The sequence below is a fragment of the Mobiluncus sp. genome (genome assembly GCF_034180645.1).
Lineage (GTDB): Bacteria > Actinomycetota > Actinomycetes > Actinomycetales > Actinomycetaceae > Mobiluncus.
The window spans coordinates 36,377-56,913 of record NZ_JAXFNY010000010.1 but is presented as its reverse complement, the minus strand read 5'-3'; the positions used below and the strand labels follow the sequence as shown (position 1 = coordinate 56,913).

The 20,537-nt window shown below is 54.9% G+C and carries 22 protein-coding genes; 6 read left to right on the top strand and 16 right to left on the bottom strand.

Annotation, left to right across the window (positions count from 1 at the left end; all coding sequences use genetic code 11):
• Positions 1-11: 11 nt before the first annotated feature.
• Together glmS and glmM are read right to left on the bottom strand one after the other, a co-directional pair.
• A complete protein-coding gene (gene glmS, locus SPI05_RS04235) occupies positions 12-2,024 on the bottom strand; it encodes a glutamine--fructose-6-phosphate transaminase (isomerizing) (protein WP_321076428.1) in 2,013 nt (670 codons plus the stop codon).
• A 25-nt stretch (positions 2,025-2,049) separates the two neighbouring features.
• A complete protein-coding gene (gene glmM, locus SPI05_RS04230; protein ID WP_321076427.1) occupies positions 2,050-3,504 on the bottom strand; it encodes a phosphoglucosamine mutase in 1,455 nt (484 codons plus the stop codon).
• Positions 3,505-3,698: 194 nt separating this feature from the next.
• On the opposite strand from glmM, the gene SPI05_RS04225 reads away from it, so the two are divergent.
• Positions 3,699-6,407 (top strand): C69 family dipeptidase, encoded by a 2,709-nt coding sequence (locus SPI05_RS04225; protein WP_321076425.1) that lies wholly within the window; start codon positions 3,699-3,701, stop codon positions 6,405-6,407.
• Between the two features lie 283 nt (positions 6,408-6,690).
• On the opposite strand, the gene rpsI is transcribed toward SPI05_RS04225, so the two are convergent.
• From rpsI to SPI05_RS04210, 3 genes are all read right to left on the bottom strand, one after another.
• Complete coding sequence (rpsI, locus tag SPI05_RS04220; RefSeq protein WP_282922056.1) at positions 6,691-7,185, bottom strand: 30S ribosomal protein S9; 495 nt, start codon at positions 7,183-7,185, stop codon at positions 6,691-6,693.
• Positions 7,186-7,214: 29 nt separating this feature from the next.
• The gene (gene rplM, locus SPI05_RS04215) at positions 7,215-7,658 is read right to left on the bottom strand and encodes a 50S ribosomal protein L13 (protein WP_296182650.1); all 444 of its coding nucleotides are present in this window, start codon (positions 7,656-7,658) and stop codon (positions 7,215-7,217) included.
• A gap of 747 nt (positions 7,659-8,405) precedes the next feature.
• Positions 8,406-9,059, bottom strand: coding sequence for a hypothetical protein (locus SPI05_RS04210; protein WP_321076422.1), 654 nt, complete (start codon positions 9,057-9,059; stop codon positions 8,406-8,408).
• Between the two features lie 269 nt (positions 9,060-9,328).
• Between SPI05_RS04210 and SPI05_RS04205 the strand changes: the two genes are divergently transcribed.
• Together SPI05_RS04205 and SPI05_RS04200 are read left to right on the top strand one after the other, a co-directional pair.
• Positions 9,329-9,580, top strand: a complete 252-nt coding sequence (locus SPI05_RS04205) for a hypothetical protein (RefSeq protein ID WP_321076420.1) — start codon at positions 9,329-9,331, stop codon at positions 9,578-9,580.
• A complete protein-coding gene (locus SPI05_RS04200; RefSeq protein WP_321076418.1) occupies positions 9,555-9,968 on the top strand; it encodes a PIN domain-containing protein in 414 nt (137 codons plus the stop codon). Before SPI05_RS04205 ends, SPI05_RS04200 begins: the two co-directional genes overlap by 26 nt.
• Before the next feature lie 90 nt (positions 9,969-10,058).
• Here SPI05_RS04200 and SPI05_RS04195 read toward each other — a convergent pair whose 3' ends face one another.
• A complete protein-coding gene (locus SPI05_RS04195; protein ID WP_321076416.1) occupies positions 10,059-10,682 on the bottom strand; it encodes a hypothetical protein in 624 nt (207 codons plus the stop codon).
• Positions 10,679-11,116, bottom strand: coding sequence for a methyl-accepting chemotaxis protein (locus tag SPI05_RS04190; RefSeq protein ID WP_321076537.1), 438 nt, complete (start codon positions 11,114-11,116; stop codon positions 10,679-10,681). The genes SPI05_RS04195 and SPI05_RS04190 overlap by 4 nt, the downstream gene beginning before the upstream one ends.
• A gap of 53 nt (positions 11,117-11,169) precedes the next feature.
• Between SPI05_RS04190 and SPI05_RS04185 the strand changes: the two genes are divergently transcribed.
• Positions 11,170-11,433, top strand: a complete 264-nt coding sequence (locus SPI05_RS04185) for a hypothetical protein (protein WP_321076415.1) — start codon at positions 11,170-11,172, stop codon at positions 11,431-11,433.
• On the opposite strand, the gene SPI05_RS04180 is transcribed toward SPI05_RS04185, so the two are convergent.
• Together SPI05_RS04180 and SPI05_RS04175 are read right to left on the bottom strand one after the other, a co-directional pair.
• Entirely contained in the window at positions 11,422-12,426 is a 1,005-nt protein-coding gene (locus tag SPI05_RS04180; protein ID WP_321076413.1) for a class II aldolase/adducin family protein, read from the bottom strand. The genes SPI05_RS04185 and SPI05_RS04180 overlap by 12 nt on opposite strands.
• A gap of 40 nt (positions 12,427-12,466) precedes the next feature.
• The gene (locus SPI05_RS04175; protein WP_321076411.1) at positions 12,467-13,939 is read right to left on the bottom strand and encodes an aspartate aminotransferase family protein; all 1,473 of its coding nucleotides are present in this window, start codon (positions 13,937-13,939) and stop codon (positions 12,467-12,469) included.
• Between the two features lie 68 nt (positions 13,940-14,007).
• On the opposite strand from SPI05_RS04175, the gene SPI05_RS04170 reads away from it, so the two are divergent.
• A complete protein-coding gene (locus SPI05_RS04170; RefSeq protein ID WP_321076409.1) occupies positions 14,008-15,615 on the top strand; it encodes an FGGY-family carbohydrate kinase in 1,608 nt (535 codons plus the stop codon).
• A 15-nt stretch (positions 15,616-15,630) separates the two neighbouring features.
• A complete protein-coding gene (locus SPI05_RS04165; protein ID WP_321076408.1) occupies positions 15,631-16,242 on the top strand; it encodes a GtrA family protein in 612 nt (203 codons plus the stop codon).
• 42 nt (positions 16,243-16,284) lie between these two features.
• Here SPI05_RS04165 and truA read toward each other — a convergent pair whose 3' ends face one another.
• The 7 genes from truA to infA form a co-directional block, all read right to left on the bottom strand.
• Positions 16,285-17,181 carry a tRNA pseudouridine(38-40) synthase TruA gene (truA, locus tag SPI05_RS04160; protein WP_321076406.1) on the bottom strand — a complete coding sequence of 299 codons (897 nt, stop codon included), beginning with the start codon at positions 17,179-17,181 and terminating at the stop codon, positions 16,285-16,287.
• A gap of 183 nt (positions 17,182-17,364) precedes the next feature.
• Positions 17,365-17,913 carry a 50S ribosomal protein L17 gene (gene rplQ, locus SPI05_RS04155; protein ID WP_321076404.1) on the bottom strand — a complete coding sequence of 183 codons (549 nt, stop codon included), beginning with the start codon at positions 17,911-17,913 and terminating at the stop codon, positions 17,365-17,367.
• A gap of 34 nt (positions 17,914-17,947) precedes the next feature.
• Positions 17,948-18,934, bottom strand: coding sequence for a DNA-directed RNA polymerase subunit alpha (locus SPI05_RS04150; protein WP_282922073.1), 987 nt, complete (start codon positions 18,932-18,934; stop codon positions 17,948-17,950).
• A 164-nt stretch (positions 18,935-19,098) separates the two neighbouring features.
• Entirely contained in the window at positions 19,099-19,494 is a 396-nt protein-coding gene (gene rpsK, locus SPI05_RS04145; RefSeq protein ID WP_282922074.1) for a 30S ribosomal protein S11, read from the bottom strand.
• Positions 19,495-19,506: 12 nt separating this feature from the next.
• Positions 19,507-19,881 (bottom strand): 30S ribosomal protein S13, encoded by a 375-nt coding sequence (rpsM, locus tag SPI05_RS04140; protein WP_282922075.1) that lies wholly within the window; start codon positions 19,879-19,881, stop codon positions 19,507-19,509.
• A gap of 185 nt (positions 19,882-20,066) precedes the next feature.
• Positions 20,067-20,180 carry a 50S ribosomal protein L36 gene (gene rpmJ, locus SPI05_RS04135; RefSeq protein ID WP_004008316.1) on the bottom strand — a complete coding sequence of 38 codons (114 nt, stop codon included), beginning with the start codon at positions 20,178-20,180 and terminating at the stop codon, positions 20,067-20,069.
• 23 nt (positions 20,181-20,203) lie between these two features.
• Entirely contained in the window at positions 20,204-20,425 is a 222-nt protein-coding gene (gene infA / locus SPI05_RS04130) for a translation initiation factor IF-1 (protein WP_036324108.1), read from the bottom strand.
• Positions 20,426-20,537 lie beyond the last annotated feature (112 nt).

Below are 20,537 nucleotides of genomic sequence, written 5' to 3'. Positions count from 1 at the left end.
CCCGCGAGGCTCTATTCCACCGTGACCGACTTGGCCAGGTTACGCGGCTGGTCCACGTCGTATCCCAGGTGTCCCGCCATCCGCAAAGCCAACAGCTGCAACGGAATCACGTCCACTAGGGGACGCATCAAGGTGGGCGTGGGAGGCACTCGCCACACCACATCCGCAAACTCGTTCACGGAATCGTCCCCGTCTTCGGCCACCACCAGAGTCACGGCCCCGCGCGCCCGGACTTCTTCGATATTGGACACAACTTTGCGATGCAACTCGGGTCGACGCGGAGTGGGGACAATAATAACAACCGGCTGCCCGGACTCTACCAGGGCGATAGGGCCGTGTTTCAGTTCCCCAGCCGCGAAGCCTTCGGCGTGCAGATAGGCGATTTCTTTCAGTTTCAGCGCCCCTTCCAGCGCCACCGGGAAACCGACGTGACGCCCCAGGAAGATGACCGAATTGATGTCGTCAAGGCTAGCGCCTAAGTCAGTAGAGCCGGCATAACGGTCCAAGACAGTTTGCATCCGCGCCGGCATTTGACCAAGTTTTTCCAGGTAATCCGCGATTTCGTCGGCATATTTGTTGCCGCGGACCTGAGCCAGGTACAAACCTAGCAGGTAACACGCCGCAATCTGGGCCGTAAACGCCTTGGTGGAGGCCACCGCGATTTCCGGTCCGGCGTGGGTCAACAGTACCGCGTCGGCCTCGCGAGAAATCGTGGAGCCGGGCGTGTTCACGATGGCCAGAACCCGTGCCCCTTGTTCGCGGGCGTGACGGATGGCCATAATCGTGTCCATGGTTTCCCCGGACTGAGAAATCGCCACCACCAGGGTGCGCCGGCTCACCACCGGGTCCCGGTAACGAAACTCGTGTGCCAGTTCGACCTCACACGGAATCCGACACCAGTGTTCGATAGCGTAGCGGGCCACCTGCCCGGCATAGGAGGCCGTACCGCAGGCCACAATTATCACCGAAGTGATGGAACGGAACACTTCGGCTTCAATCCGCAGTTCGTCCAAGGTCAGTGCCTCGGCGGCATCCAGCCGTCCCGCGATGGTGTCCCCCACTGCCCGGGGCTGTTCCCGGATTTCCTTTTCCATAAAGGTGTCGAAGCCTTCTTTGGTGACGCGCTCGGTCGCGAAATCGACTTCAAAAGCCCGTTTGCGCTGGGCGGGATCCTGGGCGATAACTTCCAGACCTTGCGTGTGCAGGATTTCGCAACCCTGCTGGTCCATGACCAGCACTCCGGCCGGGGTCACGACCACCACTTCGTCCTGACCAATTTCCAGTGCCTGTTTCGTGCGCGCCGCGAAAGCCAACACGTCAGAACCGAGGAAATTCGTCCCTTGTGACAACCCCAGTACCAGCGGAGACGACCGCCGCGCCGCCACGATCACGCCTGGAGCGTCCGCGTGCTCCACTAACAGGGTGAACGAGCCTTCCAAATCTCTGGCGACCTTCAGCATCGCCTGCGCCAATCGGGTCGCCGCCGCCGCGCAGCTCAGGTTCGGATCCAGGCTGTGCAAGGGAATAGCACCGGGGGTAATCGACTGTTCACCGGCGCTTTCGGCGGAGTTCCCGCCCGGTTCGGCCAAGTAGGCGCGCTCCAGCAGGTGAGCGACCACCTCGGTATCGGTTTCGCTGACGCATTTGATGCCCAGAGTTTCCAGGTGGGCACGGTAAGGTTCCGCGTTTTCGATAATGCCGTTGTGTATCAGCGCCAGTTTCCCGTCATAAGACAGGTGGGGGTGGGCATTGTCACGAGTGACGCCCCCATGTGTCGCCCAACGGGTGTGCCCAATCGCGGTGGTAGCGTTGGGCAAAGGGCGCTTTTCTAAGGCTTTGCGCAGTTCGGAGAGTTTCCCAACTTCCTTTTCAACCTTAATTTCGGGACTCACGCTGGTCGCATCGACCACCGCTATTCCGGCTGAATCATAGCCGCGGTATTCCAGGCGAGACAGCCCCTCCAGGACAGTTTCCTCAGCAACCTTGGCGCTCTGAGACCCGACGGCACCGACAATTCCACACACATTTCCTCGCTTTCACGGCGCGGTTTTACAGCGCTAATAGTTCCTGCACCCGGTTGGCGAGGGTTTGCGCCTCCGCATCGGCCTGTTCCTGAGTTGCGGCTTCTACCATGACCCGCACCAGGGGTTCGGTGCCGGAAGAACGTAACAGAACCCGGCCCGTCTCCCCTAGGCGCGCTTCCGCCTGCGCAACATCCTGGGCCAAGCGCGGGTCGTCCACGCGGGTCTTGTCCACTCCGGGAACATTAATCAGGGTTTGGGGCAACTTTTGGATAGGCGACACGAGTTCGCTCAGCGGAGCTTGGTGAGAGGCCACAGTCGCCGCCACTTGCAAAGCGGTGAGGATACCGTCGCCGGTGGTGGCGTAACGGGCATTGATGACGTGACCGGACTGTTCCCCGCCCAGAATGTAGCCGTGAGCCCGCATTTCTTCCAGAACATAGCGGTCGCCTACCGCGGTGGTGGGGGTCTTGATTCCCGCCTGCTGCATCGCTAAACGGAGCCCGAGATTACTCATCACGGTCAGCACCAGGGTGTCCTCAGTCAATATTCCCGCCCTGTGCATATCCAAGGCCAGCATCCCCATGATTTGGTCGCCATCTACCAGGTTGCCGGCGCCGTCCACCGCCAGACAGCGATCGGCGTCCCCGTCGAATGCCACCCCGAAGTCTGCCCCAGCGGCTACCACCATGGATTTCAACTGCTTGGGGTGGGTCGAACCGCAGTTCAGGTTGATGTTGCGCCCATCGGGAGAGGCGTTAATCACCACGACGTCAGCGCCAGCTTCCCGTAGCGCCCGCGGACCGATTTCTGAAGCCGCCCCATTGGCGCAGTCCACCACGATTTTCAGCCCGTGCAAAGACACCGGAACTGTGTCTACCAGGTGATTGACATAGGCGTCGTCGGCGGCTTTACCGTTGGCCACCACGTCGCCAACCCCGGAACCGAGCGGCCGTTCCCAGTCCTGGCCCAGCATGGCTTGGACCCGGTCCTCCATCTCATCGGGCAGTTTGTAACCGCCGCGGGCAAAGAACTTGATGCCGTTGTCTTGCATAGGGTTGTGCGATGCGCTGATGACCACGCCCAACTCGATGTCTTGGGATTCTGTCAGATACGCCACCCCGGGAGTGGGAATGACCCCGACCCTGGTCACGTCCATGCCGGCGCTGGATAGTCCCGCCGCCAGGGCGTGATCCAGGAATTGTCCGGATACACGTGTGTCACGACCGATAATGGCTCGCGGCTTGGCGGGTTCCTCTGGGATCAGGCGAGGACGTTTAACCCCGGTGCGTGATTCCGTCATCGCCGATTCGCGCTGCTCCTTCAACAAATCTCTCACGATGGGCATCTGACCGGTGGCCATAATTCTTTCTTCCACCACCAGGCGAGCCGCAGCCACTCCCAAGTTCAAAGCCAGTTCCGCGGTGATGTCTTCGTTGGCAAGTCCGCGAACTCCGTCAGTACCGAATAAACGTTGGGTCATCTACTGCCTCCTGTTGAACCATAAAAACCTTTCCCATTATTCCACGCCTGCGCCCACCCGCCACACCACCGACCCGCGGTGGGACTCCGGCTCGAGATGATTGGGTCACTGAAAGTGTGGAAACCCGAAAAAACTGCGCGCCCCCGGGTACAATAGCGGATGCAATCATCAATTGCAATTACACGCTAATATGTATGAACTCGCATTCACTTATTCAAAGGAGAATAAATATGCATAAAAAGCGCATAGCCATAAGCTCTCTACTTGCTCTTGCACTGGGAATCGGAACTCCCACGGCTGCATTTGCTTGTACCGGGATTATTGTCGGACCCGAACTGACTACTGATGGAAGTTTCTACTTTGGTCGTACAGAGGATCTGGAGATTAACCATAATAAGGCATATGTTATTCACGAGGCCGGATATTTTCAGCCAGGACAAACTATAGAGGACGTTTCCTACGGAACTGATGCTGGCTATCAATTTACATTTACAAATCCTTCATATAGGTATAACGGAGTTAACGACACCACTCCCGAATACGGAATTTTTGATGAAGCTGGTTTTAACGAAAAAGGACTAATGGTCGATATGACCGTTTCTGCAAGCGCCAACGAAGCTGTTCTGGCCCAAGATCCACTCTTGGACGGGGAAGATGGTAACCGCGTTGGCCTGACAGAGGCTATCCTCCCCACGGTTGTTTTGGCCACTTGCGACACTCCAGAAAACGCGGTGAGATTTATTGCTGACGAACTGGCAACGAAAGGGGCAGCGGAAGGCAATGCCCTGGTAGTAGCCAGCAAGAGCGACCTGTGGTACATGGAGATTTACACCGGACACCAATTTCTGGCCATGCGCTACCCGAAAGACAAGTTCTCCGTTTTCCCCAATAGTTTCTGGATTAATGGCGTCACTTTGACCCCAGGGGAAACTACCAATAACTATGTTGTCTCCCAAGACGGCAATTACATCTTCTCGAAAGGTCTGTTCAGCACCGCTAGAGCGGCCGGAACTTTCAACGGGGACGAAGCTCGGAATTATATTGAGGCGCGGGAATCTTACGCTGATTCAGAGGTAGGTCCGCGTAACGCCTCTCGTTCTGCCTCAGGAATCAAGACTCTGAACCCCAGTGCCCAGGTTGACCCAAATGGAACCGCCTTCCCCTTCTTGCAAAGTGCCGAAAAAAAGAGCATCTCATTAGAAATGGTTATGGACGCTACGCGCAACCGTTTTGGCAATCTCGGAAATCTTCCGGGGAATGACACCGGTGAGAAAGGTTACTATCCTATCGGTAACCGTAATGTGATGGAGGCTCATGTTTTCCAAATTCCGACTACAGCGACGGATAGTTTCCCTGCCGTAGAATATTTAGCTCTGGGATCCACGCTCACCTCTCCGTACGTGCCGTACTATTTGGATCAGACTGCCGGTTTTTCCCCGGCAATGAATACGTCGAATGAGTACACTTCTAATTCGGTTTACTGGACCGCGATGGATATTTTGCACATGGTCGAGACGAATCGTTCTAAGTATCAACCCATAGTCAATGCCAAACTCTCGCCAGTTCAAAAAGAGATTCTGACTGCAACGAAATTGAGCGACGAGGGAGCGTCAGCGCGCACCGCGTGGAACACCAAAGCCGCTTCCAAGGCTTTTGCGGCTATGCAATCGGTACAAACTGAATTGCGGACTAAGCTGTTCCAAGACGGTTATACCTCCTCATCGGAGCGGGCGCGTAAAGCAGGCTTATCAGGAGGGGAATTCCGTCTCACAGTTCCGGCTGGAGTCACGGATACCGTCTGGAAGCTCAGTTTTGATTCCAAATCGAAAGCCCTTTCCATAGTTGACGCTTATGGGGAGCCTGTGGGAGTACCGGCCGGCGTACCTTTTGACATCACCATCAGGAAAGCCACTTACGAAAAGAATCCTGGTCTTACTCTGGACGGGCAACCTGTACAGGCGACTTTACAAGGTGACGTATATGTTTGGAAATACTCCACCACCGTAGGCCGCTACAGCGGTAAAAATCGCCAAGCCGTGGCAGCCAATCTGTCCAAGTCGTTCTTTACGAATGCTAAGACAGCCTTCATTGTGAATTCCCAATCTCCCAGCGATGCCATCAGTGCGGCGAATCTCTCACAGGGGCAAGCCCCGATTCTCTATACCCACGGAATCGGTCTTGACGAAGTGACTCAAACCGAACTCGCTCGATTGCACCCGCAGACAGTTGTCCTGGTCGGCGGAACCGGAGCGGTCAGCAATGCTGTGCAACAGACTGTGCGCACTCTGCTACCTTCGGCACGGGTGACGCGAATTGAAGGATCGAGTCGTTATGCAGTGAACGCGCAATCCGCAAATGAGTTTTCTCCGGATACAAACGCTATCGTGATTGCGCCGGGACAAAACAGTTTTGCCGCAGTAAACGCAGTGTCCTTCGCTAAGAATCTCAACGCTCCCGTATTCCTGGTTTCCAGCCAAGAAGTTCCGCGAGAAATATCTGAGCAAATCAAACGCCTGAATAAAGTGGAGCAGGTCGTCATCGTAGGAAACGAGACCGACGTGTCCACTGCGGTGCAATCGAAACTGGATGAATTGACAGGAGTGAAGTCCTCTCGGCTGACTTCTCAGAATCAATTCCAGGTCAGCGCCGCGCTGGCGGGGAATATCTCTGAGCCACGGCAAGCCATTGTGGCCAGCGGCGTAGACCCGGCCGATGCTTTGGTTGCTGCACCGCTCGCCCAGAGTCTCAATTTGCCGTTGGTACTTTCAAGGCCGGATCAACTTGACCCATCCGTGGTCCAGTACATCCAGGCGACGAAGTCCATCAAACAGGCGATTTTTGTCGGTGGTTCCGTTCCCCTCAGTCAGTCCCTTCGCGCACAGATGCAGGGGATTTTGAACTAGAGCACGGATTATCGAGGCGTTGTTATCACTGAGACAACGTCGCTCAATTATCCGCATAAACAAATAAATGCAGCCGGGGTCACCGTCTTGGTGTGGCCCCGGCTGCATTTTGCGAATAGTATTCCCAACCTATTTGTGTGACTAGCGATAATCGGGATTGTTGGAGTTCCACCAAAATCGCTCGCGACCAAATCACACCCGACACTTTGGTCACCTAAATGAATCCGAATTGAGTGGAACCCGGGTAATCCCGGGTTCCACTAAACTTTGTCGCAGGCAGCGATTAACGCTTCGAGTACTGCGGTGCCTTGCGAGCCTTCTTAAGACCAGCCTTCTTGCGTTCCACGGCGCGAGCGTCGCGGGTCAGGAAGCCGGCTTTCTTAAGCGCGGGACGGTTAGCGTCACGATCGATTTCGTTCAGCGCGCGGGACACGCCCAAGCGCAGCGCACCGGCCTGGCCGGAAATACCGCCGCCGTCAATGCGAGCCTTGACGTCGAAACGCCCCTGCAAGTCCAACAGCACGAAAGGTGCCATGACCAATTGCTGGTGCAACTTGTTCGGGAAGTAATCTTCCAGGGTACGACCGTTGATAGTCCAATTGCCGTTACCCGGAACCAAACGCACGCGGGCTACGGCTTCTTTACGGCGCCCCAGCCCCATGCCTTTGTCAATACGAGAATTCCCACGACCCGGTTCATCCTGAGCCGCCGGAGTCTCGGTGGTGTATTCGCTGGGGACATCCTCCAGCTCTTCGATTTCTGTAGTGGTCTTCGCCACGATACTCCTTGAGGTTTTGCGAACCGCGTTTATTGCGCGATTTGCGTGAGTTCAAAAACTTCCGGGTTCTGGCCGGCGTGCGGATGCTCCGGTCCGGCGTAAACCTTCAGCTTCGTCAATTGCTGTTTGGAGAGGCGGTTATGAGGCATCATTCCCTTAACTGCCTTCTCGATGATCTTTTCGGGTTGTTTTTCCCGCATTTCCTGGTAAGAGGTTGCCTTCAAGCCACCGGGGAAACCCGAGTGGTGGTAGGCAGTCTTTTCAGTCCATTTGTTGCCGGTCAACACGACCTTTTCCGCGTTGATAACGATGACATAGTCTCCGTTATCAAAGTTGGGAGCGAAGGTCGGCTTGTGCTTGCCGCGCAGCAAGGTAGCTACCTGGGAAGCCAAACGTCCCAGCACGATGCCATCAGCATCAACTACGTGCCACTTCGCGTCAGCGTCACCAGCCTTGGGTGAATAAGTACGCACTTCTCTAGCCTTCAATTCTTAATCGTCGTTCTCATCACTTTTGTGATGATGAAAGTTTGCGTGTGCCCCGGGATGACAGCGGTATGAGTGGGAATGGTCACCAACTCGAGGGCATACAACCGTTTAATTTTAGCGATTTCGCCCGCCCGGGTCAAAATCACGGCGTGCCTTATGTATTTTGAGCACAAGGACGGTGTGGTGCCTCACATAGTTTGAGCGCGAAAATATATTGTTGGTATGAGTGATGGAGTTGTTTCTATGGGTGCTCAAGTTGAGTTCACGAAGAGGATCGTGTTCACCGCCTAGAGGAGGACGTGATTGTAGAGAATGCTAGGTTGCGGCGGGCAGCAAACCGATCAGAAAGTGAAATCAGGGCGCAAAACCAGCCAACCACACCACAGTCGGAACCGGTGCGGTCAGTCCTGAAAGCAATACAGCCCGCCGCAAACCCGGGGAAGATTTAGCGAAAGACCTTAAAACTCGCGCCGAACAGCCCAAAGCAGAACGCGACCAAACCAAACGCCGCAAACAACACCGACACGGGCACGGCAGATAAGAACTACTTCTTCGAGGAGTGAATCTTTAAAATATAGAACGCCAAGGCTGCTAGCATAAACGCTGTTGTTGATGACGAAATCTGGGCGAGTACGAATGATGGCTCTTTTATTAGAGCAAAAATAGTCCCGATAATGCCTGTAACTACCGTAACGCAGGCAAGTACTACAATAAGTGTTCTTAGGGCACGCATTATTGTGACCAGCATGCTGGTAGTGCGTTTACAGGATTAAGAAATATTTGGATTCCTCTGCCCCATGAGTTACATAGACCGTAAACACCACCATAGGTAGCTAAGGCTCCCGCAATCGCGCCAGCAACCACAGGTCCTGCTCCGGTATAGGAGGTAATAGCTGCTGCTACTGCGGCCACACCTGCACCGCTATTGAGTGCGTTTGATACAGCGCTAGCATTGCAGCTATTCAAGAACACCGTAGGCCAAAAAGCTCTCCAGCCGTTTTTTCCTTTACAAGCGGACATGGCTTTTATCACTGCGGAGGTAGGTGAATCCGGATGCATTGTATCTGAGCTTGCCTGAAGGACAGAGGTATATTCGTCTAAAACTTTTTTATCAATCGAATCATCAGATACGGCGGCTGCATAATCGATAGTTCCATTCTTGAAATAAGGATCCAGTCTTTGCAGAGAATCGATGTCCTTGTGTATGGATTGGAATTCTTCTTCGGAAATACTGCTGATAACAGGTCTAGAATTTACCGTTACCAAGGGATCTATGGGTGTATCTGGATGCAAACTATCAGCATTTGCGGTACCAGAAACGACCATTGACAGCGCTATCGTGGTGACGGAAACTACAAGCAATCTCAAGGATTTCTTCGGAATCATGCTCTCAGTTTAAAACTGAGTGCGAACCCTAGTCAATAGCCCGGCGTACCTTATGTAATTTGAGCGCGAGGGCGGTGCGGTGCCTCACATAGTTTGAGCGCGAAAATAGGTTGTTGGCATGAGTGATGAAGTGGTTTCCAGAGGTTCCCTCGGCTACGCTCCCCACTCTGGTTACGCAACCCGTCCTGAAAACCTCCCAGAGGGTCTATTGCAAAGTTAACCCGTTTTTTCGTCTTCCCGTGCTACACGAGTTGCGCTACAATTAACCTATGACCAGCTTGACCATCAACGTTGACCCCAAAGTCTTGAAACGTGCCCGTATCAAGGCGATAGAAAACGACGAGTCCGTGAATCAGTATCTCGCCAGGAAACTCGAGGAATACGCCAACACCGACACCCAGGAATCGCATTGGAAGGAATTCCTCGACCTGGCTCGTGCCTCTACTGCCGGCAGCGGACCGGAAGGACGTACCTGGACTCGAGAGGATTTGTATCGTGAGCGCCTCGAACGTTTTTCTTGACACCAACATCTTGGTTTATTCATTCGACAGCCACAAACCCGCGAAACGCGAGCGTGCGCTTGCCGCCCTAGAACAGCTCCCCCACCGGGTACTGAGCACCCAGGTGCTACTGGAGCTATACAATGTCCTGACCCGCAAACTGAAAGACACTGCGGCCGGACAGATTGCTGATGAAATCATCGAGCATCTCAGCTTTCAAACCGTCATCTCCGCTGACGCGCGCCTGGTAAACCAAGCCGTTCAAATTGCTGGTCGTTTCCAACTCTCTATCTGGGACGCCATGATTGTTGCGGCCGCCAAACGCGGGGGCTGCAAAGAAATCTGGAGCGAGGACCTCAGTGAGGGCATGGTCTTTGACGGCGTCACCGTGGTCAATCCCCTTGAATAGCAGTGGAACCCCTTTGTGGGGTCCCACGAAATGGGTATCTGCACAGAGAGCACTCGAGCGGCGCCTCACTTGCACGTATCTGGCGAGCGCTCAGGATAGGGCAGCGCTGGACAGATTATTTTCAGGCGCCGCGTCCCCCGCAGGGCGAGTCTTGAGCTTGGACAAATCCCCGGTGAGCATAGTCACCTGCTTGGAGAGGGAATCCGCGTATTCGGAAAGGTCATTAACATCAGACTGAGCTTTGGTGACATTCGCGCAATAATTCTCCAGGTTCTCCAGGACGACACCCGAGTCATTTGCCGCGCTGGAAATTGCCTGCGCAAATTGTTTCTGCAGCTGCTCATCACGCAAACCGGACTGAGCAAAAATGTCTTGAGCGGTGTTCAAGTCGGATATGGCCTGCTTGATGGTCTCTGCAATCGGCTGGGGTTCCAGATTTTGGGTGGGATTATGGCTGGCAAATTCGTTTTGGAGGTAATCGGCTTGGCTCTGGCTGACCAGTTCGGAAACGGTACTGACCTGGTCTGAAATCAGTATTAAATCCTGGTAGCCGCGTACCTTCCCATAATAAATTTCGTCAGTTATAGCGGAACAAATCACGAACGAGGCTATGCCCAGGATTCCAACAATCCCCATCAGCAATACCTTTGTTAACACATTCAGGCGCAGCTGAGATTTCTTGTTCTTGCCTTGGCAGCTTTGCGATCTCGTCATGCTTCATTCACCCACTTGAACTGGGACAATGTCTTTTGGAGCGCTTCGAATTCCTGGGCGCTGAGCACCATGTCTTGGCTAGCTTCCTGCAATTCCTCAACAGTTTCTTCCGTCTTGGCTTCAATGCGGTACAGGTTGTCTGTAACTTGCGCGGAATCGTCTGACACTTCCGTCACGGTTTGCGCCATAGAGGAAATGGTTGCGGTTTGTTCTTCAATAGCTGCCGCCACGTTGGATTGATAGTCATTAATGTTTGAGATAATGCCGGTTATCTCAGTAATGGCCTCCATCGCCGCTTGAGTATCAGACTGAATCTTGGTGACGCTTTCAGACACTTCAACAGCGGCAGACTTGGTACCTAAAGCCAAATCTTTCGCCTCGGAGGCCACCACCGCGAAGCCTCTCCCAGATTCTCCGGCCCGAGAAGCCTCGATGGTAGTTTAGCGCCAAAAGGTTAGTTTGCTCCGCCACCATTTTGACAGTTTCAATGACCGAACTGATTGCTTCGGAAGCCTTATCCAGTTCACCCATGACATCATTAGCCTGCGCAGTCAAAGTGGTGGCCTGCGCAGCTGATTTCGCGGCTGTTGCGGCATTAGTTGAAATCTCGGTAACGGCACTACGCATCTGTTCGGTGGAAGTGGCTACATCGCCAATCTGGGTACTGACTTCCCTGGCATTACCAGCGACCGAAGCTACTGTGTCTTTAGCAGCACCCGCCAAAACCGAACTGGGAAAATCAGTCTTTTAGTTTGGAGTATTTAAACTTGTAGACCCCGTGCATGATGGTTCCATCCAGCCAACCTATCGGCTTGGATGAGGTAACCTTTGCCACCAGAGCCGCCAATGCGTTCTTACGCGCTACTGTGGCCACCGCCTGTGCTTCATCCAAATCAGCCCCCAGGAAATAGGTCGCTTTATGCCCGTAAATCATCGTCTTGCCAAACGTTTGACCGACTTTCAAGCCGACCAACTGGCTGAAGTCGTCCAGGTAGGCGGGTAAACCCGTCTGACTGAACTGCAAGAACAGCGGATCGTCCGTCGCGACCACCGCCCCGGCATCGTCTCGACGCATGAAAATGTGGATAATCTGAGGCGGCAAGCCAAAGCCATCGCGCTCAAAACACCGCACCCGCGCCGCGCCGTCCTTTTCCTTCCAGCCGGTCATCAGTTCAAACTGAGTACGACAGGCGGCTTCCACCTCTTTTGCCAAATCCACCAGTTCGTTCGCGTCTTGGCCGAACAGCACTGCCCCGTGACCTTGCATCAGAATCGCCCTGGACCCGGTCTCACGTAGTGTAGCCAACACGGCCTTATGCAGTTTCCCCGTGGAAGGTAACCCGTAAGCTGCCGTCGGCAGGGTCGTCGACCCGATACGTTCTGCCAGCTCAGCTGGGATTTCCACCGCAGCACCGCTCACGCTGAGAGCCGAGGCATAGGGCTGGTGAGTATGGATAATGAACTGGACCTCAGGCAATTCCCGATAGATTTCCGTGTGCAGCCCGCGTTCCCCACTCGGCTTCAAATCCCCGGACCACTTGCCCTCAAAATCGACCTCTACCAGTTCTTCCGGGGTCATCGTCTCGTAGCCCCGTCCTGAAGGCGTAATGAGATAACGGTCATCACCGCTACGTTGAGACAAGTTGCCCCAGGTACGAGCCACTAAGCCTTCTCTCAGCAGAAGGCGCGCGGTATCGATAATCACATTTCCGGTTTTATCGTCTTGCCCAGTATTCCCGGTCATTTTTTGTCCTTTCCTCGCTACTGCGGCTGCCCGCGCCTGTTTATTTATTGGTTGCCGGCTTCATCTCAACCTTTTGGAACACCCGCTCGAAACGGTTCAGCGCCTCGTCGATTAGCTCCGGGGTGTAGGCCGCGGAAGTGTACAGGCGCGAGCCGGCCAGAGTAATCAGCCCTTCGGCGGTGTAGGCCGCCCCCATGTATTCCATTTCTTTCTTACGTTTCGAAGTTTCGTTCAAGACGTGCGGAATCGTCCACGGTTTACTCCAATCAATAGAGAAGTGCATGGTTCCTACTGTCTCGAGGTGGCACACGGATCCTTCGTTCCAAGCCACGAAAGGCAGGTTGTACTGCTTAATGAGATCCCGCAGTCCATCGGTCAGGCGGTTGCCCATTTCTCCGGCGTATTCACAAGCATTCGTCTCAATAATGCGCTTAATCGTGTGGTAGCCCGCCACGCAGCTAATTGGGGTGGCTGCCATCGTGCCGCCAATCAACGCCTTGTGAACCTTGTCTCCCGTCTGAATCCCCGCCGCGAGGTACTTCATGTATTCGCGTTTGCCGCCCAGACCGCCCGCACCGGGATACCCTCCGGCGATGACCTTGCCAAACACCGTCAAATCGGAGTCAATCCCAAACAGCCCTGAAGCGCCCCGGTCAGAAATCCGGAAGGCGGTAACGACCTCGTCAAAAATCAACAACGCCCCGTAGCGTCGACAGAGCCGTTCCACACCCTTGAGGAAAGCCTGGTCGATTGGCCACGTCCCGGATTCCGGCCCGATGGGTTCAATCATGACCGCGGCAGTACCGCCGTGGAGCTTCTTCATGCGCAGTTTGCGCTCCAGGTCACCCAAGTCTCCGGGCATAAACTCGTCTACGTAACGGAACATGGTCCAAGGCACCCCGTGGGCTTGGGTGAACTTAGAACCCGGGATACGGATACCGTAACCAAGCTGATCAGACCAGCCGTGATAGGCCCCGCCCATCTTGAGGACGTGCTTCTTCTTGGTGGCCAGGCGGGCGACCCGGATTGCCGCCATGCACGCCTCTGTGCCCGAACCCAGCATTCGGAACATATCCACAGTCGGCACCCGTGAGGCGATGAGGTCCGCCAGTTTGTATTCGTACTCGTGGAACAGACCGGTAGACGGCCCCCCATCTTTCAACAGTTTGATGACTTCTTCGCGAACTTCCGGCGGGTTGGAGCCCAGCACGGTCGGACCGCCAGCCTGCAGGAAATCAAAGTACACGTTGCCGTCAATGTCAGTTAGTTCATGTCCGCTGGCTTTGGTGATGACCAGGGGGAAAGGATGGTTGAACGCGAGATTGTGCTGAACTCCACCGGGAATGCGATTCATTGCCGTTTCAATCATAGATTTCGAACCTGAACACTTCGCTTCGAAGTAATCTTGTTCGTAATTGCGCAAGGCTCCGGCACTAATGGAGTAAATTGGTTTCTTGATAAGGTCATCCAGTTGCTTGTTGATGGCGCGAGTGCTGGGTTGATTAATTCGCATTTGATTCTCTCCTCACTGAGCTGAAGTCATTGCCCCAATTGTATAACTCTTGAACGAAAGAAAACAGTATGTTGATACTTGCTTACGACGTCGGAACGTCAGGAGTGAAAACTTGTCTGTACCAGGCGGGGTCGGAGCTGACCCTGGTAAACTCCCGATTGGGGGCCTACGGCCTAACAATCCTGCCCAATGGGGGCGCGGAACAAGACCCGGACCAGTGGTGGGACGCCATCGTCAAAACCACTCGTGAACTTGCGCGCGAAAACCCGCAAGAAATGGCGGAGGTCCAAGCCATCAGTTTTTGCTCCCAGATGCAGGCTCTGGTGCTGGTGGATGAGTTTGGGCATCACCTGCGTCCCGCCATGAGCTATATGGACCAGCGCGCCGCGGAGCAAAAACGGCGCGGGCTGGAAACCGGCATGAAAATTTCGGGGATGAATGCCAAGAAGTTGTTGTCCAGCCTCTATCGGACCTCCGCAGTTTCCGCTTCCGTCAAGGACCCCATGTGGAAATACCTGTGGGTGCGCGACAACGAACCCGAGGTCTATGCCAAAGTCCACAAGTGGCTCGACGCCAAAGAATACCTCATTGCCCGCCTGACCGGGAATTTCGTCATGTCCGTAGATTCGGCGTTCGCCACTTTGCTCCTGGACGTACGCAGCAGTCGTCCCGCGTGGGCATCGCGTTTAGCCCGCTCTTTCGGGGTCAATCCGGATCACCTCGCGCCCATCGTCACGTCTGCTACCGCGGTCGGGAAGTTGCTTCCAGAAGTTGCTCAAGAGCTTGGCCTGCCGCAAACCACCACCGTTTATGCTGGTGGTGGGGACGCGTCACTAATTGGGGTTGGCGCTGGGGCCTGCGGGGTCAGTGACACCCACGTCTACTGGGGAACTTCAGGATGGGTCTCTACCGTCACCGATAAGCGCGCGGTTGATGTTAATTCCATGATTGCTACCGTTGACGGTGCCGATCCGGGCAAATACAACTACTTCGCCGAACTAGAAACGGCCGGAAAATGTTTCGAATGGGTTCGCAAACATTTGGCCGAGGACGAGATTGACGTCTATCTGTCTCATAAGGATCAAGCCGCGGACGTGGAAACGAAATACACCTCGCTTTACGAGTACTTGTCCGAAGTCATTGCGAAAGCTCCCGCTGGTAGCGGCGGTGTGATTTTTACCCCTTGGCTGCACGGAAACCGTTGCCCGTTCGAGGATGCCAATGCCCGGGCCATGTTTTTCAACATCTCCCTGGAAACCGGCAAAACTGAGATGCTGCGTTCCGTCATCGAAGGCGTATGTTTCCATCTGCGTTGGTTCTTGGAAACTGAAGGGAAGAAAGTTCAAACTTCCGAAGCGGTACGTTTCGTTGGTGGCGGCGCCCTCTCGCCAGTCACTTCCCAGATTCTGGCTGATGTGCTGGGTCGAACCGTAGAGACGGTAAGGGATCCACAAAACGTGGGGTCGGTCGGTGCTGCCCTAGTCGCCCTGGTGGGGGCACACGAAGTCGACAACCTGGTTCAGGCCGCCCAGAAACTCGTGAAAATCTCGGAACGTTACCTGCCTACCCCGGAACATCGCGCTGTCTACGACCGCCAATACGAAGTGTTCAAAGGCCTCTACCGCGCCAACCGCAAAGCCTTCAATCTGCTCAACAGTAACGACCAACCGAAATAACAAAGGATTACCACTATGACACAGACGGATTCTCCAACCCCACCGGAGCAGCCAGACAACTCCCCCGATGTCCCCTCGGGGGCAACGCCCTCTGGCGCTGAACAGACAGCCCCAGCCCCTCCCCCGAGCAACCCTGATGCGATTGTGGTCGGCCAGGCTTCAAAAGGCAAAGCCGCCCTCATTCAAGCCATCAAGTTTACTCTTCTGTCTATCACCGCCGCCGGGGTCGAGGTCGCCAGCTTCGCCCTGATGGTATGGATAAACTCCCTGACGGGGTGGTTCCCGTTCTGGGTGTCGCAATCGGTTTCCATCGCCCTGTCGGTTATCTATAACTTCACGGTCAACCGCCATTTCACTTTCAAGTCAGCGAATAACGTTCCCATCGCGATGCTCAAGGTCGCCTTGTTCTATGTGTTCTTTATCCCTCTGACGTCCTGGGGCGGACAAATTCTGTCCAATATGGGGTGGGCTGACTGGTTGCTGAAAGGCATCAGTTTGTTGCTGAACTTTGTCGGCGAGTTCTTGTGGTGGAAGTTCGTGGTGTTCCGCGGTTCGGAAAACACGAATTCTCTGGCGGTAAAGCAGGCCGAAAAGAGCCGGCAAAAAAGCGTATCCGCCGCGGAATAAGCCACCAGTGAACGATGCCTCACGGCTGGGGTAGGAATTTGCTCAGTCGTGTTTTGGCTGACAACCGCAGTCTCGCCGTGCCCGCGTGGTTTGTTGTCGAGCGAGCAGTTCCGCCGCGCTTTGGGGGTAATCAACCCCGGTGAGGGTCAATCCCAGGGCGGGAGCGACCGGAATGTCTGGGATGCGCGCTTTGGCGGCCAACGCTCCTGCCAGCCAGGCTGTGTCCCGTTTAGCACGTCCTACTTCAGTCAACGCGCCCACCAGGGAGCGCACCATAGAGTGACAAAAGGCATCGGCGCACACCCGGATTTCTATGATTCCCGGTTCGATTCGCAGTATCTCTAACTGTTGCAAGTTTCGGATCGTGGTGGCGCCCTCGCGCGGTTTACAGAAAGCCGCGAAGTCGTGTTCCCCCAACAGTACTGTGGCGCTCGCATTCATAGCAGCCGGGTCCAACGAGGTCGGATACCACCAACAGCAGTTGCGGGTCAACGGGTTGCGCGCTGCCACGTCATCAACAATGCGGTACGCGTAATGGCGCGCCAAAGCCGAAAACCTCGCATCGAAACTTTCCGGCACCACTCTCGCCGCGGTCACCACCAACGCATCCACGGCGTCCTGGGGATAAGCAGATGATGCATCCTCCACCGGGCTAGCCAGATTTCCGCTCAGCACCGCCCGCAATACCGCTCCCAGCCGCAGCGCCAAAGTTTCGGGGGAAACTGTGTGGTTTTCCGAATCCGGCACGGTGAAATGGGCCACTTGCCCGGTGGCATGAACCCCAGCATCGGTGCGTCCCGCCACCGTAAGTTCCACAGGTTGCCGAAAGATCACCGCCAGAGCGGATTGGAGGGCGCCCTGCACCGTAGGCAGTCCGGGCTGGACGGCCCAACCGTGAAACGGTGTCCCATCATAGCGAATATCCAGGCGTATGCGCATTACTTCCCCCTGAGCCCCACGACGCAGCCCGGTGGCGGTGTCATGCGGACTGAATCTGCGTTCACTCTAGGGCTGCTGGACATAATATCCATCCTCCCTGTTTCGCGACGAATTTGTGGCGCATCTGATAAAAAACCGGAGGGCTGGGTCCTGTGAACCCAGCCCTGCGGAAAATGAGTCGGCTTATTCGGCCTTTTCTTCGGGAGTTTCCTCCGCCTTAGCTTCAGCCTTTTCCTCTACAGGAGTTTCGGGCTTTTCCTCTGCGGCATCTTTCGCTTCAGATTCGGCCTTGGTTTCTTCCGGCTTAGCTTCTTCCGGCTTGGCAGCAGCCTTCTTCGGTGTGGCCGGCTTAGCTTTCTTCTTCTTTTCGACGCCTTCGAGCACCAAAGAGATTTCCGCCAGAGGAGCATTGTCGCCCTTGCGGTATCCCATCTTTACGATGCGAGTGCAACCACCCTCACGGTCTTTATCAATGGCCGGAGCGATTTCCTCGAACAACTTGGCGACCACGGCCTTGTTGTGCAGCTTGGACAGCACCTGACGGCGAGCGTGCAAATCACCGCGGCGAGCCTTGGTAATGAGCTTCTCAGCCAGCGGCTGAAGACGCTTGGCGCGAGCCTCGGTGGTCGTTACAGATTCATTTTCAAACAGGGCGCAAGCCAGGTTCGCGAGCATAATCCGCTCATGAGACGGACTACCACCCAAACGGGGGCCTTTCGTGGGCTTAGGCATAATTCTTGATTCTCCTTAAATCTTGTCTCAAAAGTTAGTTTTCATCACTGAACTGGGGCATGTCCGCGCCTTCGACAGCAGGCATCGGGGTGTCTTTCAAAGACATCCCCATCCCAGCCAGTTTTTCCTTGATTTCATCAATGGATTTCTGACCAAAGTTACGGATATCCAGCAAATCTGCCTGGGACCGAGCCACCAGGTCGCCTACCGTGTTAATGCCTTCACGAGTCAGGCAATTCAACGCCCGGGAGGTCAGATCCAAGTCCTCAACAGACATAGCCAAATCTTCAGCCAGAGCTGCATCGTTACCGGACGGCCCCAATTCGATGCCTTCGGCATCGTGGTTCAAGTCGCGAGCTAGCCCGAACAGTTCCACCAGGGTCTTGCCCGCGGAAGCCATCGCGTCACGCGGAAGAATGGCTTTCTTGGTTTCCACATCGACGACCAAACGATCGAAGTCAGTGCGCTGTTCCACACGAGTGGCCTCCACGCGGTAGGACACCTTAAGAACTGGAGAATAGATGGAATCCACGGGAATACGAGAAATCTCGGCTTCCGGGTCCTTGTTCTGAGACGCGGAAACGTAGCCGCGGCCGCGTTCCACTGTCAATTCGATTTCCAGCTTGCCGTCTTTGTTCAACGTGGCAATGTGCTGTTCCGGGTTGTGAATCACCACGCCAGCCGGAGGCATAATGTCACCCACGGTGACCTCGCCTTCCCCGGTCTTGCGCAGATACATCACCACGGGCTCATCATTATCCGAGGACAGGACGATTTCCTTGATGTTCAAAACAATCTGAGTCACGTCCTCTTTCACACCCGGCAGGGTCGTGAATTCGTGCAAAGCCCCCTCAATCTTGATAGAGGTCACTGCCGAACCCGGAATCGAGGACAGCAGGGTGCGACGCAGGGAATTTCCCAGAGTGTACCCGAAACCCGGTTCCAAAGGCTCTATCGTAAAACGAGAGCGCTGGTCATTTATAACTTCTTCAGTCAGCTTCGGTTGCGCTTGAATAAGCACTGTTGATTTCCTTTCCGGCATCCGCCACCACACCGGTTCAGGCTCCAAATCCTTGGCGAAGGGATTTGAGTATTTTAGGTTGTAAGTAATTTTCCAGAACCGCTTGAGCTGCCGTTTGTCCCTGGTGAGGTCCACCAGCGGCTAATCGGCCCGTACAAGCGCAATCAGACGCGGCGACGCTTCGGAGGGCGGCAGCCGTTGTGAGCCTGCGGAGTTACATCCTGGATGGAACCAACTTCCAGACCGGTAGCAGTCAGGGTACGAATCGCGGTTTCACGACCAGAACCCGGACCCTTGACGAAAACGTCAACCTTTTTCAGACCAAATTCCTGCGCGCGCCGAGCCGCGGCTTCAGCAGCCAACTGCGCTGCGAACGGCGTCGACTTACGCGAGCCCTTGAAACCGACCTGACCGGAGGACGACCAAGCAATAACAGCACCGGACGGATCCGTAATGGACACGATGGTGTTATTGAATGTGGATTTGATATAAGCATTGCCTTCGGTAACGTTCTTACGTTCCTTGCGGCGCGATTTAGTGGCTTGAGGCTTACCTGCCATGATTTATCCCCCTTACTTCGCTTTCTTCTTACCGGCAACGGTGCGCTTGGGTCCCTTGCGGGAACGCGCATTAGTCTTGGTGCGTTGGCCATGAACCGGCAAGCCTGCGCGGTGACGACGCCCTTGATAGCAGTTGATTTCAATCTTGCGGCGAATATCCGCAGCAACTTCACGGCGCAAATCACCCTCGACCTTGTAGTTGGCCTGAATGAAATCGCGCAAAGCAATCAATTCGTCTTCAGTAAGGTCCTTGACGCGCGTATCCGGGCTCACACCGGTCGCTTCCAAGGTTTCCTTCGCGCGGGTACGTCCAATCCCGTAAATATATGTTAAAGCGATTTCCATGCGCTTTTCGCGCGGCAAATCCACACCTACCAGGCGTGCCATGTATTTCTCCTGTTTTCTTATTCAGAGGCCGTCACCCTGCCTCCCACACTGTCAATAGCGCGGCCTCGGCCCCTGATACCGAGGGTTACGGCTCACGCAACACCTGAAACTCCAGGTGAAACGATTGGCCGCTGGCGGGTGCTTGACCCAAATCGGGTCGTGCGCCGGGAGCGACGCGCCGGGACTTAGCCCTGACGCTGCTTGTGACGCGGGTTTTCGCAAATCACCATCACGCGACCGTGCCGGCGAATCACCTTGCACTTGTCACAGATGGGTTTAACGCTGGGGTTAACCTTCATCATTTCCTCCGAGTTAGGCCATTTTACTTGTAGCGATACACTATACGGCCTCGAGTGAGGTCGTAAGGACTCAACTCGACTACCACACGATCCTCAGGCAGGATACGGATGTAATGCTGGCGCATCTTTCCTGAGATATGCGCCAAAACCACATGCTCATTGGCCAGTTGCACCCGGAACATCGCATTAGGCAAGGCCTCAACTACTGTACCTTCGACCTCGATGACTCCGTCTTTTTTCCCCATAGGGCTAACCAATCCTCCGAAAATGTCTTTTGGATCTTTAGAATCTGTCCTCAGGCAGGAACCCCCACCGTTAGACAGTCCAAAAGTTGATTCTAAACCTTTAATCCGCAAA

What these genes read in the sequence shown, in the direction of transcription:
- rpsK (WP_282922074.1), bottom strand. Translation starts at nt 19,494, where the DNA reads ATGGCAGGTAAGCCTCAAGCCACTAAATCGCGCCGCAAGGAACGTAAG.
- glmM (WP_321076427.1), bottom strand. Translation starts at nt 3,504, where the DNA reads ATGACCCAACGTTTATTCGGTACTGACGGAGTTCGCGGACTTGCCAAC.
- rplQ (WP_321076404.1), bottom strand. Translation starts at nt 17,913, where the DNA reads ATGCCTAAGCCCACGAAAGGCCCCCGTTTGGGTGGTAGTCCGTCTCAT.
- SPI05_RS04185 (WP_321076415.1), top strand. Translation starts at nt 11,170, where the DNA reads ATGACCGAACTGATTGCTTCGGAAGCCTTATCCAGTTCACCCATGACA.
- SPI05_RS04180 (WP_321076413.1), bottom strand. Translation starts at nt 12,426, where the DNA reads ATGACCGGGAATACTGGGCAAGACGATAAAACCGGAAATGTGATTATC.
- SPI05_RS04225 (WP_321076425.1), top strand. Translation starts at nt 3,699, where the DNA reads ATGAACTCGCATTCACTTATTCAAAGGAGAATAAATATGCATAAAAAG.
- SPI05_RS04175 (WP_321076411.1), bottom strand. Translation starts at nt 13,939, where the DNA reads ATGCGAATTAATCAACCCAGCACTCGCGCCATCAACAAGCAACTGGAT.
- SPI05_RS04210 (WP_321076422.1), bottom strand. Translation starts at nt 9,059, where the DNA reads ATGATTCCGAAGAAATCCTTGAGATTGCTTGTAGTTTCCGTCACCACG.
- SPI05_RS04165 (WP_321076408.1), top strand. Translation starts at nt 15,631, where the DNA reads ATGACACAGACGGATTCTCCAACCCCACCGGAGCAGCCAGACAACTCC.
- rpsM (WP_282922075.1), bottom strand. Translation starts at nt 19,881, where the DNA reads ATGGCACGCCTGGTAGGTGTGGATTTGCCGCGCGAAAAGCGCATGGAA.
- SPI05_RS04205 (WP_321076420.1), top strand. Translation starts at nt 9,329, where the DNA reads ATGACCAGCTTGACCATCAACGTTGACCCCAAAGTCTTGAAACGTGCC.
- SPI05_RS04195 (WP_321076416.1), bottom strand. Translation starts at nt 10,682, where the DNA reads ATGACGAGATCGCAAAGCTGCCAAGGCAAGAACAAGAAATCTCAGCTG.
- infA (WP_036324108.1), bottom strand. Translation starts at nt 20,425, where the DNA reads ATGGGGAAAAAAGACGGAGTCATCGAGGTCGAAGGTACAGTAGTTGAG.
- rpmJ (WP_004008316.1), bottom strand. Translation starts at nt 20,180, where the DNA reads ATGAAGGTTAACCCCAGCGTTAAACCCATCTGTGACAAGTGCAAGGTG.
- truA (WP_321076406.1), bottom strand. Translation starts at nt 17,181, where the DNA reads ATGCGCATACGCCTGGATATTCGCTATGATGGGACACCGTTTCACGGT.
- SPI05_RS04170 (WP_321076409.1), top strand. Translation starts at nt 14,008, where the DNA reads ATGTTGATACTTGCTTACGACGTCGGAACGTCAGGAGTGAAAACTTGT.